Genomic DNA, 13,758 nt, shown 5'->3' with positions numbered 1-13,758 from the left:
CCTCACCCTCGAGCCAAACCGAAGCTACTACGGTCTTGCAGGCCGCTGGCCTGTGCACAATGTCCTGCAACAGGTGTCCTCGATGTCTTGAGACAGGACAATGGCGGAGCGGGAGGGATCTTAGTCCGCACTCGGCAGCGATATGTCGCGACTAAAGGCTGACCGCCATGACGCCAGAACAAGCCCGACGCCGCGACCGCCAACAGGTTCTCGACTTCGAGCGCCAGCGCAAAGTCGAAGGGCTCTTAGCCTGGCTCCGACAGCTCGGGATCATGCGCTACGGGCCGGCCACGCCGTCGCCCGACGAAGATCTCGTCTCCATCAAGAGGCTGGCCGCCTTTCGCAAGTACAAGGTGCTGAGCTGGGACGCAATCCAGCACCGCAAGGACCGCGAAGAACCGCTCGAGGGCAGCGGCGACCAAGATGAGGACGGCCAGTTTCACACCCCAGCTATTGACCGCTACGTTCACAGTCAGTGGCTGACGAGGACCTTTGAGTGATCCAGTCGGTGCGGTGAATCGGGTGCGGGGCGGTCGCTAGGACGCTGAGCGCGAAAAACCTGCTGCTGCCACCATCTGAGATTGGCGCCGCGCTACGAGTTCCTGGATTAGGTAGGTGCAAATGCGCTGCGGGGTGCGCAGTTGGCCCCCTCGCCTCCCAACCACCCCTTTTTAGGAGGTAACTACCAATGACTGGCGCCGCGTTGAAAGACCTCGTCGCTGCCTCTGGCATCACCTTGGCCGAGTTGAGCCGGGAACTGACCATCACTCCCAAGGCCGTCGCCGACACGCTACAAGCCAAGCGCCTGCGCGTGGCTACGGAAGAGCGTTATTTGACTGTGGTCGCCCGCCTGATCCGAGAAAAAGCCGCCCTGCGCGAGCGGCTACGGGTCGAAGCGGCACTGGGCGAAATCCCTTCACTCGAAGCGCTCTGCGCATGACACCGCAGCAGCCCAGCGCGTTGTGGCTGGAAGTCGCGGAACTTGTGCAGGAAATCGAAGCAAGGCTCAACGCTGAGGCCAACCGTGCCGACGCTGCGGAAACGACCGCCATGCCTGAGCGCGCCTCCGACGAGGCCGCGTAACCCGGGCAGCATCCCGCCGTCCTTCCGGCTGAAGTCGGACGGATGGCGGGTCGTGTGTCTCCTGGCGAGCGCTGGGCCGATCCCCCAGCGCCACCGCCAAAACTCCGAGCACACGCAGAGGAGACCCGATGCCTTCCACCGCCCCGTCCAGTCATTGCCGCTGGTCCGATTCCGAAGTCGAGGAACGAGCGCGTCTCATCGCCCGCCAATGGGCCAAGATCACAGGCCGACAGGTCAGCGTCGATCATGCCCGAAGGGTCGCCCACCTTTCGATGCCCACAGAACAACTGTTGGCTGTTCTGGCCAAAGCCGCACGACCGCCCATTGGCACGGCCTGGCGAGCACTGCGCTCTGCGGAGGCAAGCTTCCTACAAGGCGAGGCCGCGAAACAGCCGACCGCCGTGGAGGCCGCGTGAGCATCTCCACATCGACCAGTCCATCCAAGCAATCGGCGGGCCGGAAGCCTAAGAGGCGCAAAGCGCACAGCAACGGTCCCGCGAGCTTCTGCAAGATTCCGCAGGACCACCTTCAAGAACTGGCCCGCTGTGAGGCGCTGCCGGCCCGCACGCGGGTGCTGATGGCGTTCGAGCTGCTGCTATACCAGTTCGGCGAGCAGCAAGGCGCTCGGCGCGTCAGCCTGGCCGACCTGCAACAGGTGACGGGGCTGTGGGCCGACCGTGGCGCGGTGGCTGAGGCTCGCGCCCGCCTCCTGAAAGACGGTCTCATCGCCCTCGACCAAGCTAGCGGCCGGTGGATGTTCACGCCTTCAAGTGGTCCGAGAAAAGTGGACCAGAATCCGCCCGTTACCTTTGCTCCTGTTATAGCGTCAAGTGGTCGGGAAATCTCCGACCCCCAAGTAGTCGGGAAACTCCCGACCAGTTCATCGCCGCAAGTGGTCGGGAAAATTCCGACCACCAATGGTCGGGAAATCTCCGACCACTTGCGAGCCTGTATAAGAACCTCTCAAGAAAAGAACGAATCAAGAACTAGGCAAGAAGTGGCCGTCGCCGCCCTCCCAGAAAACACTCCCAACATGGCAGTAAGCCAAAATGGCGATATCGACTCCAAGCAACTCCAAGGCCCAAAACGCGAACTTCAGGAGCCTGGCTGGCTGCTCGCTGACGAACCTGCGCCGTTCGTCGTGGCTGATCCGGTTCTGCTGGCCTCATGGCGGCAACGTCACCCTGCGGAGTCAACGGAAAGGTTCCAGCGTGGAACCTGGCCGGAGCCCATCCCCGCAGCCCAAAGTTCAGTTTCCGTCAAACGGCTGGACGCGCCATGATGTGCCCGCTGAGCGCCTGCTGGTTGGTACCGGGATGCCACCAGCGGTTTGTTCCTACTCACTCGACAGCGGCGACTATGGAGCTGTTGTGCGCTGAGCGCGGCATGAACGTCGGCTGCGCTCATACCAGCCTCGCCTAAGTTTTAATGCAAAAGGACCCTTTTGTATTAGCATGAGGATGTGACTAGAGACCAAATGAAGCGCGTTCTTGGCTACGTTCGGGTGTCCACGACCGAGCAGGGCGACAGTGGCGCAGGCCTGGAGGCCCAGCGCCGAGCGATCCAGCAGCGCGCCGCTGAGCGTGGCTGGCAGATCGTCGCGATCCGTCAGGACATAGGATCGGGCCGAACCCTCAACGGCCGCCACGCGCTGAAGCAAGCACTGTCGGAGCTTAAGGCCCACGGGGCCGATGGGCTGGTGGTGGCCAAGCTGGACCGCCTTTCACGGTCAATCCACGACTTCAGCGGGTTGCTGGAGATGTCTCGGAAGCAAGGCTGGGCGCTGGTCGCGCTTGACTTTGACCTAGACACATCGACTCCAGCCGGTGAGCTGGTCGCCAACGTGATGGCGTCGGTGGCTCAGTGGGAGCGCCGGATCATCGGCCAGCGCACGAAAGAGGGTCTGGCCGTCAAGCGCGCTCAGGGTGTCCGTCTAGGACGACCGCGTACGGTGCCGCCGGAGCTTGAGCACCGGATCATTCAACGGCGCCGCGCCGGGAGTAGTTTCGCGGCCATCGCCGCCGAGCTGACAACAGACGGGATCCCCACGCCAATGGGTGGTTCGGCGTGGTCGTGGGCGACGGTTCAGCGGGTTGTTCGTCGCCACCTCAGCGAAACCGTACGGCGCCGATAAACACCTCCAGGCCACAACTAGGACGCTGAGCGCGAAAAACTCATACGTCCCTTCGTCTGCCCCCGTCCCAATTCGCGCAGGTCGTTCGAGATCCCGAATGACATAGGAAACGTCTGCGCTCGGCATAGTTGGCTCTCTCGCCTACCAACCACCCCCCACGCGCCTCAAAGGCAGAGGCCCGATGCAGATGAACACCCCACTGCGACCGGCACTGGCGGGTTCTCGACGAGCAAGGGCAATGCCCGCGCTGCGAGGCAAGGCCCAATGGCGCATACGTCGAACTGGACGCACTCCAATGCCGGCTATCTCGCCGGATTCGGTTGATTTAGAGGCCGGAAATGACCAGTAAGCGACTCTCGGCAGCCGAGCAACGGCAACGCGAGCAAGCGGCTCTCAAGCACGGTCTCCGCGCCAAGTCGAGTAACGCGCTGCGGGTCCGCAACTACCGCACGACACGCCTGCTTACCCGCCTCCAGGAGATCATGGCCGACCTTGGCCGTCCGATCCAGGAGGCTGAACTACCCGCGTCACGCGCCTGGGCACAGCAGGAGGTGCTCGCCACCGATCTATTCGCCGCGTTGCAGGCAGGCAGGGGCGGAGAGAAGGCGCTGGAGCAATACCTGGCCGTCCGTCGCCTCCAGCTCACCTACGCCAACGCATTGGGCCTCACCCCAGCCGCCAGAGCAGCTCTCGCCGCCACTGTCACGGGTGCCGTTGGCCTGGCCGCTCAGCTCGCCCAACGTCGCGCCGCTCTGGAGGCGAAGTAGTGGACCTAGACCGCTATCTCTCTGACCCGACCGCACTCATCGCGGATCATTTCGTGCTGGAGACCGGCGAGACCTACGGCGCCTGCATCCAGAAATGGCAGCGGGAGTTTTTCGAGGCGATCTTCGCCATCGAGACTGACGGCCGGCCGGTCTATCGCTTGCTCTACGACGAGCGCCGACGCGGAGAGAGTAAGACTGAGGATATGGCGGCCGCTGCGGTCGCTGACTTGCTGACCGGGCCGCCGCGCCACCGCTCCTACGCGGTCGCCGGTGACGCCGAGCAGGCCGCGTTGATCCTCGACTCAATCCAAGGCTTCAAGGCGCGCTCTGCCGTGCTGAGCGGGCTACAAGTCGGCAGGTCTCTCGTCCTCAACCCCGCGACGGACAGTCAGCTCATCGTGATGAGCAGTGACGACCGCACAGCCTTCGGAGTTCGTCCGCGCAAGGTCTATTTCGATGAGCTGTCCCTCCAGGTCGATGATCGGCTGTGGGTCGCGTTCTGGTCAGCGATCGGCAAGCGACCGGCTGCGCAAATGATCGCCGTGAGCATGGCCGGTTTCGACTTCAGCTCCATCGGCTGGCAAGTGCGCGAGCAGGCGGCCAAGTCCGACCGCTTTTACTTTCACTCTCGCGAAGGTTCGGAACTGGCGCCGTGGCTGCGCGCTGAGGATATGGAAGAGCAGCGCGCCACGCTGCACCCCGCGGACTACGCTCGGTTCTGGGAGTGCCGCTGGACGCAGGCGGCCGGCACCTGGATCAGCAAGGAGATGTACGACGCGGCTGAAGTGGGCGCTGAGCCAAGAGGCGGAGAGCAGCAATTCACCTACTACGGGGCCGTCGACGTTGGACTCGTCCACGACGCGACTGCGGTTGCGGTCTGCCACCTCGACGGTGATCGGGTGGTCCTGGATCACCTGGCCACACTCCAGGGTTCGCGGTCGAATCCGGTGGAACTCGGCGTCGTCGAGGAGCTGGTCCTCGAGCTGAGTCAGCGGTTTCAGGTGTCCAAGTGGATTTTCGAGAGCCCGCAGGCTGTCGGATCGGTCCAGCGCCTCCAGCAGCGCCTCGGGGTTCAGCAGGTCGTGTCGCGGTGGCCGACTTCCGGGACACAGGCCGCACTTTTTGGCAACCTCTATCGTCTCTTCGCGAATCACCGCCTCGTTCTCTTTCCTCATGAGCAGCTCCGCCGCGAGGTATTGAACTTGGTCACCCGCGTCGTGGGCGGCCGGATGAAGGTTGTGGACTCCAGCGCGGTCCATCAAGATCACGTCGTTGCGCTGGGCATCGCGGCCGAGCAGTGCGTGAACCGAAAGTCGGCAACCGTCGTCCCGCCAGTGCTGATGTTCAGACCGTCCGTCGCCTCTCTGACGAGTGACGACGGGACGCGCTCGGCGAGCTGGTAGTCCCGCGGCGGCGGTCTCGCCAATGCGCCGTCTGTGTCTCGGCGACGTAGGTCTCGAACTTCTCTTCAGGGATGGAGGCTATGGCTTGCCAGCGAGAGGACTGGTAGCGCTGAATGCCGTAAGAATCAAGTGACAGCGTGTCACTTGATTTCCGGTCTCCCCCGCGTCCCAGTTGCGGTTCGGCAGCCGGCAGCTCCCCAGCTCGTCGCCTTGCGCGGAGTGCGACTTCAGCCGCCTGGTTTTGAACCTCCTGTGAGGCACCAGCCTTTTCTGCGAGGTACTTGATGGCGTCGGCGCGCTTGGTGAGCTGCGCCGCCTCGCGTGGAAGTCCGCGGCGCTGCTCCGATCCTCCGAAAGACTCTGCTTGAGGCGGCTTCTCCTCCGCCTCGCAGAGTCCTTCGGGGTAGGCGGTTTCTCCCTTCCCGCCGAGTGTCGGGGTCGTGGGCAGGCATTCCCGCGGTCCCGGCATCCCGACCCCTGTCATCCCAGGCCCAGTTCCCCAGAATCATCGTCCCTTGGAGGACAACACCAATGACCACTACCCATGTAGACCTCGACGACGCCGCAATCGACGAAGCAGCGTTCGTCGCCGCCATCACCGACCCCAAGCACCTTGCGGCCGATCACGGAACAAGCATCGGCGGTGTGGCTGCCCCGCCGGACCCGCTGGCGGCGATCCCCGCGCAGCACCGCGGCAAGTACCGCGAGCTGGCCTATCGCGTCAGCCAGGGCGACTCGAAGGCAGAGGCCGAGCTTTCGAAGCTTGAAGGCCAGATCGCCGACGCGGAGCGCCTGGAGCGCCGCCAGCTGGCGGCGCAGGCCGAAGAGCATCGGCGCGCCGAAGAAGCAGCAGAGAAGCGCGCCGCGGCCGTGCGCAAGGCCAAGGAGCGCCACCACGCGCAGCTCGTCGCGAAGCGCGAGGAGTCGTTCGCCGAGATCGAGGCTGCGACCGAGACACTGGCAGGCGCGGTGCGCTCAGCCCTGGCGGTCGATCAGGAAATCTGGAGCCTCGCACTGCGGCTCGGCTGGAGCCCAGAGCGCCGGACGTCGAACCGCATCACGAACTACGTGGGCACCCAGCTCGGGCGCCTGGGCGGCGGTCTTGGTGACATGCCGACGCCTACGCACTCGTCCCTGCGCGGACCGCTGACAACCAAGACGAGCAAGGAGTAACCCCCAATTGAAGCGTTCGAACGCACCCATAGTTCCGACCCTGCGCGCCCTCGCGCTTGACCACGTCGCCGGCATCGCGAAGGCACTGCGCAAGAATGATCCCACCCTGACCGAACCGCAGTCCATCGCCCGAGCGTGGCTGACGCCTGAGGGTCGCGAGGCGCACCGGATTTACAACGATCCCAGATCCCGCCTCGCATGGCCACAGGCACTCGCGGACATCGCGAAGGCGGCGAAGCCCAAGTGAAAATCAGCATCGACCATCTCCGCTTTGCGACCAAGCGCGCCTACCGACGCGAAATCGTCAAACGCCTTGCCGCGGAGCGCGGCAGTGAGCTAGTCCTCGACCTCACGCACGACGCCGACCGCCGTTGCTGTTCCATCCAGTCCGAGCGCCGCGTGGGTGCGTGGTTGTATGTCGCGCTACTGGGCCGCGGGGTCCGCGTGGTCGCAGAGGTGACTCGGTAAAAATGTCAACGCTCGCCACGCTGAAGATGCTCCTCGTCGCCGACGTCAGCGGCGTAACCGCGGGCCTAGGCAAGGCGGAGGGGGCTATCAAAGCCTTTGTCGCGAACCCTGGTTTCGGCGCGGCTCGAATGGGCATCGTCGGCCTGGGACTGGCCGCGGTCGCAGCAGGCGGCTTGGCGGTCAAGATGGCGGGCGACTACCAACAGGCTGCCATCCAACTGGTCACCGGTGCGGGCGAGTCCAGGTCGAACCTGAAGATGGTCACGGACGGCATCCTTCAGATGTCGACCCAGGTCGGATTCTCGGCTCAAGACCTCATCCGTTCGATGTACGTGGTCGAGTCCTCTGGCCATCACGGCGCCGACGGGCTGCTCGTGCAGAAGGCGGCGGCGGAGGCAGCCAAGGCAGGTAACGCCGACCTCGGTTCGGTGACCAACGCCCTGACTTCGATCATGGCCTCGTACCACCTCGAAGGCCAGGACGGCATCAGGATCGCCAATGAGCTGATCGCCACTGAGCAATCAGGCAAGCTCCGCATGGACGACTTGGCCAACTCACTGTCGGCGGTCGTCCCGCTGGCCTCGTCCGTACACATCGGCTTTGATCAGGTCGGCGGTGCCATCGCCACCATGACCAACCACGGCGAGAGCGCGCAGAACGCCTCCCAGAACCTGGCCAACGGCATCCGCTCCTTGATTAACCCCAATTCCGTCGCGGTCAAGAGCATGGCTCAAATGGGCGTCAGCGCGGTCGACGTCAGCCAGAACATCGGCAAGCGCGGACTGACCGGCACCATCGGGATGCTTGAGCAGGCCGTGATGCAGCACATGGGTCCGGCTGGTCTCGTGATCCAGAGCTCCTTCAACCAGTCCAAAGCGGCTGCACAGGACGCCCAGATCATGCTCTCTAAGCTGCCACCGAGCCTGCAAACACTCGGTCGCGAGTACCTGAACAACCAGATCACCCAAAAGGAGTGGATGAAGGCCCTCAAGGGCTCGGACTCCATGACCTACAACCTCGGCCGACAGTTCTCGGTGACGGCCAAAAATGCCAATGGCTTCAACAGCTTCTTGAAGTCCGGGTCGCCAGACGCGATGACCTACACGGCGATCCTCGCCAAGATGATGGGCGGCGCCACCGGCCTCAATGTGGCCCTGATGCTGGGCGGCGGGTCGATGCCGCAGTTCCAGCAGAACGTCCGCAACATCGGCGACGCCGCCAAGCGCACCGGCAAGGACGTTCACGAATGGGACCTAGTTCAGTCCGGACTCAACTTCAAGATGGCGAACGCCAAAGACGCTCTGGGGGTGGCGGCCATCCAGATCGGTACGAAGCTCTTGCCTGCGGTCTCGGCGTTCCTGGACAAGGCGACGCCGTTGGTCCCGGTTGTCGTCGGCCTCGGGCTTGCCTTCGCTGACAAGATCGTGCCGGCGGTTACCACTCTGGCGCCGTTCATAGGCGCGGTGGCCGGAGCGTGGGCGCTGTGGAACGCCGGCCTGCTGATTACTAAGGGCATCGGCATCGTGTCGATGATCCTGGAATTCGTGAGCGGAATGAGCCTGGCCGGAATCGCCTCCAACGCCATGGCTGTCGCGCAGTGGGCTCTGAACGTCGCTATGTACGAAAACCCAATTGGCGTGGTCCTCATCGGGCTCGCCGCGCTCGCCATTGGGTTCATCTGGGCCTACAAGCACATCGCCGTGTTCCGCGACGGAGTGAACTACGTGTGGGACGCCCTCAAGCGCTTCGGCGGATTCGTCAGCGGCACCATCTGGCCGCTTTTGCAGCACATCCCTCTGATCGGGATCTACGTTGGCCTGTTCAAGCTCGTCACGCACTGGAAAGTGGTTTGGATCTGGATTCAGGGCGAGCTGCTCATGCTCCAGCTCAAGTTCCACCAGTTCGTGGCCAAGATCGTCGGTTTCTTCAAGTGGCTGTACGACCACAACTACTACTTCAAGGATCTCGTTGACGGCATTCGCAACCTATGGCAGACCGCGCAGAAAGACGCTCAGACGGTCTGGAACGCGATCACCGGATTTCTTGGTGGCGTCTGGAATGCCATCTCAGGCACAACTCAGACGGTCTGGAACGCCATCACCGGCTTCCTGAGCGGCGTCTGGCAGGCTGCCCTCGCGTTGGCAAGCCGCGTCTGGGGCGCGATCAGCGGCGCCATCGGCGGCAAGCTCCACGAGGCCTGGGATGCCGTGACCAAGATCGCCGGTCAGATCGGCGATGTGCTTGGCGGCCTGGGCGACGCAGCCCTGAAATGGGGTGAGAACCTCATTACACAGCTCATCCAGGGCATCACGAACAAGGTCGGTGACGTTGGAAATGCGGCCGGAAAGATCGCAGGTCAAATCTCCAAGTTCCTCGGCTTCCACTCACCGACTGAGGCGGGGCCGGGTGCGGACGCCGACAAGTGGATGCCGAACCTGGTCACCATGATGGCCGGCGGCCTGAGCGCCCACCGTGGTCGCCTCGGGCTGGCCGCCAGCGGCCTGGCCGGTGAGTTGTCTGGGGCATTCGCCGGTCCCCGGAGCTTGGCTCTCGGAGCCACGATGACACCTGGCGGAAGCGGTGACATGCGCGACGTCCAGGCCACCCTGGACAGAATCCTGCAGGCCCACCTGGAGCTCCTCCAGGCAATCAAGCACGGTGCCGACATCACAGGCATCGAGGCCAAGTTGGTCTCACTCATCGACAAGGCCCAGCGCGGCAACCGAAAGGGTGTCCGCCTCGGCTACGGAGCTGCCTAATGCCTGGAAGTGCATTCCCCAAAGCTGAAGTGGCCGCGTGGCGCTATGGGGGGAGCTATCTGAGTTGCAGCTTCCAGTGCCATGACCCGGCGGGAACGGTGATTACCGCAGTGCCAGATCCGACCGACGAAATAGACAATCTTGGAGTCGGCGTCACATGGAGCGTTGTCTCAACCGGAGGGCTTGTTCATTTCGACTTCATCTGCTACACCAACGGTCACTGGACGTCGCGGCGCGCCTCCGACGACACATCACAATAACCCGGGAAGGCCGGGGGTTCTCCCCCCGGCCTTCTTTTTGTACGGGGCGACCCTACGCGGCCCGCAGCACCGCTTTGGGGTCGAGATCGAGCGCGGTCAGGATGCGCCGCAGGGTCGCCAGATTGACCCGCTGACCGTCCACGACAAAGCTGCCGCCGTGATAGGTGACAGCCACTGTTGCCGCGCTCACCGGCTCACCTGCGCCAAGATCTCGCTGACCCGGAAGTAGGTGGGCGGCGGGCAGGCTGGGATGTCGAGGAAGGCGTCGAAGTCCAGCACGCTGGACCAAGCCTCGGCATTGAGGGTGTGGCCGTGAATCTGACCCTTGTGCGCCCAGCGCCTCAGGGTGCTCGGTGCGATCTGAAGCATCTGCGCCACCGAGTTAAGGGATCGTAGGCGGTCGAGGTTCGCCTGGTGGGTCTCCGAGTTGTGGGCGATCTGTAGTCGGTCGAGGTTTGACATTGTCGAAACTCCCTTCGTGAAAACGTGGACGTGGAAGGGGGTCCTCCTCCTACGCGAAACGTGCCGGCAGTCCTCGGGCCAAGGACTTGTGTGAGACGCCGACCTGCTGGAAACCGTAGCACAGGTGTAGAGTGACGTGGGATACGATGAGGAGACGTTGATGCCTTCGAAGTGGATGACCGTAAAAGAGGCAAGCCAGTACCTCCGTATTGACAGGACCACCCTGTATCTCTACTGCCGCCGCGGTCTGCTGCGCTGGTACGACCTGAGATCTGGCCGTGGCCGCCGCTTCAAACAGGAGGATCTCGACGCATTGCTGATCCCGTCACAACCCACAGACGAGGGCGCCTCGACCGAATGACCACTGCGCTCATCTACGTCAGGCAGAGCCGCCACAAAGACACGGAGCGCACCGTCAGCCCGGAAGTCCAAGAGAACGCCTGCCGCAGCCTCCCTGCGGTGGCCGTGTGTGACTCCATCGAGGTCTACAGCGACCTGGATGTCAGCGGCGGCAAACTGAAGGGTCGGGCTCGGTTCCTTGCCCTCCTGGAGCGCATCCAGGGCAGCAGCGTGGCTGTAGTCGCCTGCTATGACCAGTCCCGGGCCTTCCGCAACACACAGGATGCGCTCACGTTCTACGCGCTGATGGAGAAGCGCCCCGACATCAAAGTCGCCTTCGTCCATGGACGTTTCGATCGCACGCCGGCCGGAGAGTTCACATACACCGCAATGGCCGCAGCACACTCGATGGAGCGGCGGATGACCGGCGAGAAAATCAGGGCCGCCTACGCCTACCGCAACGCACAAGGCGCGGCCACTGGTCCAGCACCGTACGGCTACCGGCGGACGACTCGTGGCACTTTGGAAGTCGTGGAGCCGGCGGCATCGGTCGTGCGGCGTGTCTTTCAGGACTACGCAACAGGCATGTGGAGTGCTCGCTCATTGGCGGCCCGGTTGAATGACGAGGGCATCGTCAAGGGCTCGCGCCACGGTCTGGGCTGGCTCCCTGACACCCTGGTCGACATCCTCAGGAACCCCGCCTACGTTGGCAAGACGTACAGCGTCAGCCGCCGGCGACGCGAAGGCGAGCTGATCCGCGCCGAGTGGCCGGCCATCGTGGACGAGGGCTTGTTTGTCCGGGTGCAAGCCACTTTGAAGACCAACGCGCCTGGACCTGGTGGTGCTCCGCGCCACGACTATGTGTTCTCCCGCCTTCTTGTCTGCGCTAGCTGTGGCCGGCTGATGCGAGCCATGACCGACCACAACCGCGTGTACTACCTCTGCCGGCGTGACCTGGTGACGAGGTGCGGGCGCCAAGCTGTGCGCGAGGAAGCGCTGTTGCCGTGGGCCTCCTTCCTGTTTGAGCGGCTGGACTCACGTGAGGGCTACGAGGCAGCTAGGGCCGCGACAGGTCGAGTGCGAACCCTGCCGGGTACCCTGGAGCGCATCGAGGACAGCCTGAAGCGTCTCAAGAGCCTCTACGTGCGCGGGTTGATGCCACAGGATGAGTTTGAGCGCGAACTGGCTCACTTCGAGAGATTGCGCGCCGAGCTGGCGGCACGGGCCACCCCTCCCGCCCCGACCATCAAACTGGAAGGTCTCTCAGCCGCCTGGAAGCGCGGCAACTCGGTGGAGCGCCGAAAGCTGCTGCTGAAGTTCTTCGCCCGCTTCTACGTCCGCGACGGCAGGATCGACCATTACGTCCCCAGAGCTGACCGGGTTGATGAGGTCGAAGGTCTAGTCAGCCTTGCGACTGGCGGCCAGCCAGAGGTTGAAGTGTTGGCACCCATTCCCCAGACTGGCCGATCCGATTTTATTGCCAAGAGCGGAGCGGGAGGGATTTGAACCCTCGAGGCCCTTGCGGGCCTACGGCATTTCCAGTGCCGCGCCCTCGACCGAGCTAGGCGACCGCTCCGCCCGAAAGTCTACCTACGACCTTGGCGCCACCTGGGCCGCCGACGATGCATGTGTCGGTCATGCCCACGAACAAACCGTGCTCGACGACGCCGGCGGTCCTCTTCAACACCTCGGCGAAACCCGCCGGATCCTTGATCCCGCCCTCCACCATCAGGTCCAGGATCAGGTTCCCGTTGTCGGTGACGTAGGGCGCCTCCTCCCCACCTCTCAGAGTCAGGCTCGCCCCCAATGACGTCAGGCGTTCCGCGGTGGTGCGCCACAGGAATGGCAGCACCTCGACCGGCAGCACGCCGGCACCGAGCTCTTTGACCACCTTCGACGCGTCGACGACGACGATGAAGCGCTTGGAGGCGGCGGCGACCAGCTTCTCGCGGAACAGCGCCCCTCCCCGGCCCTTGATCAGGTTCAGGGCGCTATCGACCTCGTCCGCTCCGTCGACCGCAATGTCGATCTGGCCGACCAGCTCCTGGACGATCGGGATTCCATTCTCGGCCGCGAGCTCGGCGGTGGCTCGCGAGGTCGGCACACCCCGAATCTTCATCCCGCCCTCGACCAGGCGCCCCACGCCCTCGGTGAAGTACCGCACCGTGGAACCGCTGCCCAGGCCCAGCAGCATGCCGTCCTGGACCAGCTCCAGCGCCCTCTCGGCCGCGGCCCTCTTGAACTCCTCCTGCTCAGTCAAGGGCGGCACGGATGGCCCGCAGGCCCGCGGCGACGCCCTGCTTGTGCCCGAACACCGCGCTGCCCGCCACCAGCACCGTGGCGCCGGCTTGGACCACCAGGGGGGCGGTTCGCGCGTCGATGCCCCCGTCGACTTCGATCTCCACCTCCGCGGACAGAGCGCGCAGGCGGCGGATCTTCTCCGGGCTATGGGTGATGAACCTCTGGCCGCCGAATCCCGGCTCGACGGTCATCACGTTGACCAGGTCGATGTAGGGCAGGATCTCTCGCAGGGCCTCGACCGGGGTGGCGGGATTGATAGCCACGCCGGCCTTGGCGCCGAGGTCTTTGATCGCCTCGACCGTCCGGTACAGCGACGTCGTCGCCTCGACCTGCACCTCGATGAGGCTCGCGCCAGCCCTGGCGAACATCTCGACGAACAGCTCCGGCCGCTCGACCATCAGGTGCGCCTCGATCGGCAGCTCGGTGACGCGGCGCACCGCCTCGACCACCAGCGGGCCGAACGTCAGGTTGGGGACGAAGTGGCCGTCCATGACGTCGACCTGGATCCGGTCGGCGCCAGCCGCCTCCGCCTCTTTCACCTGCTCGGCCAGCCGGCCGGCGTCCGCGGACAGGATCGACGCGACGATCTCGATTCGGCGCATACCGCCC

The 13,758-nt window shown here is 64.2% G+C and carries 15 protein-coding genes and 1 tRNA gene; 12 read left to right on the top strand and 4 right to left on the bottom strand.

All coding sequences use genetic code 11. The annotated features are described in order from the left end of the window. Nucleotides 1–167: 167 nt before the first annotated feature. The 10 genes from EPN29_01940 to EPN29_01895 all read left to right on the top strand — a co-directional run bounded on the left by EPN29_01940 (nt 168) and on the right by EPN29_01895 (nt 9,787). Nucleotides 168–500 (top strand): hypothetical protein, encoded by a 333-nt coding sequence (locus EPN29_01940; protein TAN34821.1) that lies wholly within the window; start codon nt 168–170, stop codon nt 498–500. 188 nt (nt 501–688) lie between these two features. Beyond that, the gene (locus EPN29_01935) at nt 689–940 is read left to right on the top strand and encodes a hypothetical protein (GenBank protein TAN34820.1); all 252 of its coding nucleotides are present in this window, start codon (nt 689–691) and stop codon (nt 938–940) included. A 555-nt stretch (nt 941–1,495) separates the two neighbouring features. Next, nucleotides 1,496–2,365: a hypothetical protein gene (locus tag EPN29_01930; protein ID TAN34819.1), complete on the top strand. Its 870-nt coding sequence runs from the start codon at nt 1,496–1,498 to the stop codon at nt 2,363–2,365. Nucleotides 2,366–2,545: 180 nt separating this feature from the next. Continuing rightward, nucleotides 2,546–3,217 carry a recombinase family protein gene (locus tag EPN29_01925; protein TAN34818.1) on the top strand — a complete coding sequence of 224 codons (672 nt, stop codon included), beginning with the start codon at nt 2,546–2,548 and terminating at the stop codon, nt 3,215–3,217. 338 nt (nt 3,218–3,555) lie between these two features. Further along, nucleotides 3,556–3,984: a hypothetical protein gene (locus EPN29_01920; GenBank protein TAN34817.1), complete on the top strand. Its 429-nt coding sequence runs from the start codon at nt 3,556–3,558 to the stop codon at nt 3,982–3,984. Next, a complete protein-coding gene (locus tag EPN29_01915) occupies nt 3,984–5,387 on the top strand; it encodes a hypothetical protein (protein TAN34816.1) in 1,404 nt (467 codons plus the stop codon). The genes EPN29_01920 and EPN29_01915 overlap by 1 nt, the downstream gene beginning before the upstream one ends. A 531-nt stretch (nt 5,388–5,918) precedes the next feature. Next, complete coding sequence (locus EPN29_01910; protein TAN34815.1) at nt 5,919–6,560, top strand: hypothetical protein; 642 nt, start codon at nt 5,919–5,921, stop codon at nt 6,558–6,560. Nucleotides 6,561–6,567: 7 nt separating this feature from the next. Continuing rightward, entirely contained in the window at nt 6,568–6,807 is a 240-nt protein-coding gene (locus tag EPN29_01905) for a hypothetical protein (GenBank protein ID TAN34814.1), read from the top strand. Further along, nucleotides 6,804–7,028, top strand: a complete 225-nt coding sequence (locus EPN29_01900) for a hypothetical protein (GenBank protein ID TAN34813.1) — start codon at nt 6,804–6,806, stop codon at nt 7,026–7,028. The genes EPN29_01905 and EPN29_01900 overlap by 4 nt, the downstream gene beginning before the upstream one ends. Before the next feature lie 2 nt (nt 7,029–7,030). Then, nucleotides 7,031–9,787 (top strand): phage tail tape measure protein, encoded by a 2,757-nt coding sequence (locus tag EPN29_01895; protein ID TAN34812.1) that lies wholly within the window; start codon nt 7,031–7,033, stop codon nt 9,785–9,787. A gap of 446 nt (nt 9,788–10,233) precedes the next feature. Here the strand turns inward: EPN29_01895 and EPN29_01890 are convergent, their stop codons facing one another. Further along, nucleotides 10,234–10,425: a DNA-binding protein gene (locus tag EPN29_01890; protein ID TAN34811.1), complete on the bottom strand. Its 192-nt coding sequence runs from the start codon at nt 10,423–10,425 to the stop codon at nt 10,234–10,236. A gap of 220 nt (nt 10,426–10,645) precedes the next feature. Between EPN29_01890 and EPN29_01885 the strand changes: the two genes are divergently transcribed. Both EPN29_01885 and EPN29_01880 read left to right on the top strand, forming a co-directional pair. Then, a complete protein-coding gene (locus EPN29_01885; protein TAN34810.1) occupies nt 10,646–10,870 on the top strand; it encodes a DNA-binding protein in 225 nt (74 codons plus the stop codon). Continuing rightward, nucleotides 10,867–12,354: a recombinase family protein gene (locus EPN29_01880; GenBank protein TAN34809.1), complete on the top strand. Its 1,488-nt coding sequence runs from the start codon at nt 10,867–10,869 to the stop codon at nt 12,352–12,354. Before EPN29_01885 ends, EPN29_01880 begins: the two co-directional genes overlap by 4 nt. Here EPN29_01880 and EPN29_01875 read toward each other — a convergent pair. The 3 genes from EPN29_01875 to rpe form a co-directional block, all read right to left on the bottom strand. Continuing rightward, nucleotides 12,336–12,424: transfer RNA gene (locus EPN29_01875), tRNA-Ser, on the bottom strand. The genes EPN29_01880 and EPN29_01875 overlap by 19 nt on opposite strands. After that, nucleotides 12,410–13,108, bottom strand: coding sequence for a ribose-5-phosphate isomerase RpiA (rpiA, locus tag EPN29_01870; GenBank protein ID TAN34808.1), 699 nt, complete (start codon nt 13,106–13,108; stop codon nt 12,410–12,412). Before rpiA ends, EPN29_01875 begins: the two co-directional genes overlap by 15 nt. After that, nucleotides 13,101–13,751: a ribulose-phosphate 3-epimerase gene (gene rpe, locus EPN29_01865; protein ID TAN34807.1), complete on the bottom strand. Its 651-nt coding sequence runs from the start codon at nt 13,749–13,751 to the stop codon at nt 13,101–13,103. Before rpe ends, rpiA begins: the two co-directional genes overlap by 8 nt. Between the last annotated feature and the right edge of the window lie 7 nt (nt 13,752–13,758).

Source organism: bacterium, assembly GCA_004299235.1.
GTDB lineage: Bacteria > Chloroflexota > Dormibacteria > Dormibacterales > Dormibacteraceae > SCQL01.
The sequence above is the reverse complement of the archived record's forward strand: the minus strand, read 5'-3'. Positions and strand labels throughout refer to the sequence as shown.

What these genes read in the sequence shown, in the direction of transcription:
- EPN29_01935 (TAN34820.1), top strand. Translation starts at nt 689, where the DNA reads ATGACTGGCGCCGCGTTGAAAGACCTCGTCGCTGCCTCTGGCATCACC.
- rpe (TAN34807.1), bottom strand. Translation starts at nt 13,751, where the DNA reads ATGCGCCGAATCGAGATCGTCGCGTCGATCCTGTCCGCGGACGCCGGC.
- EPN29_01895 (TAN34812.1), top strand. Translation starts at nt 7,031, where the DNA reads ATGTCAACGCTCGCCACGCTGAAGATGCTCCTCGTCGCCGACGTCAGC.
- EPN29_01940 (TAN34821.1), top strand. Translation starts at nt 168, where the DNA reads ATGACGCCAGAACAAGCCCGACGCCGCGACCGCCAACAGGTTCTCGAC.
- EPN29_01910 (TAN34815.1), top strand. Translation starts at nt 5,919, where the DNA reads ATGACCACTACCCATGTAGACCTCGACGACGCCGCAATCGACGAAGCA.
- EPN29_01920 (TAN34817.1), top strand. Translation starts at nt 3,556, where the DNA reads ATGACCAGTAAGCGACTCTCGGCAGCCGAGCAACGGCAACGCGAGCAA.
- EPN29_01880 (TAN34809.1), top strand. Translation starts at nt 10,867, where the DNA reads ATGACCACTGCGCTCATCTACGTCAGGCAGAGCCGCCACAAAGACACG.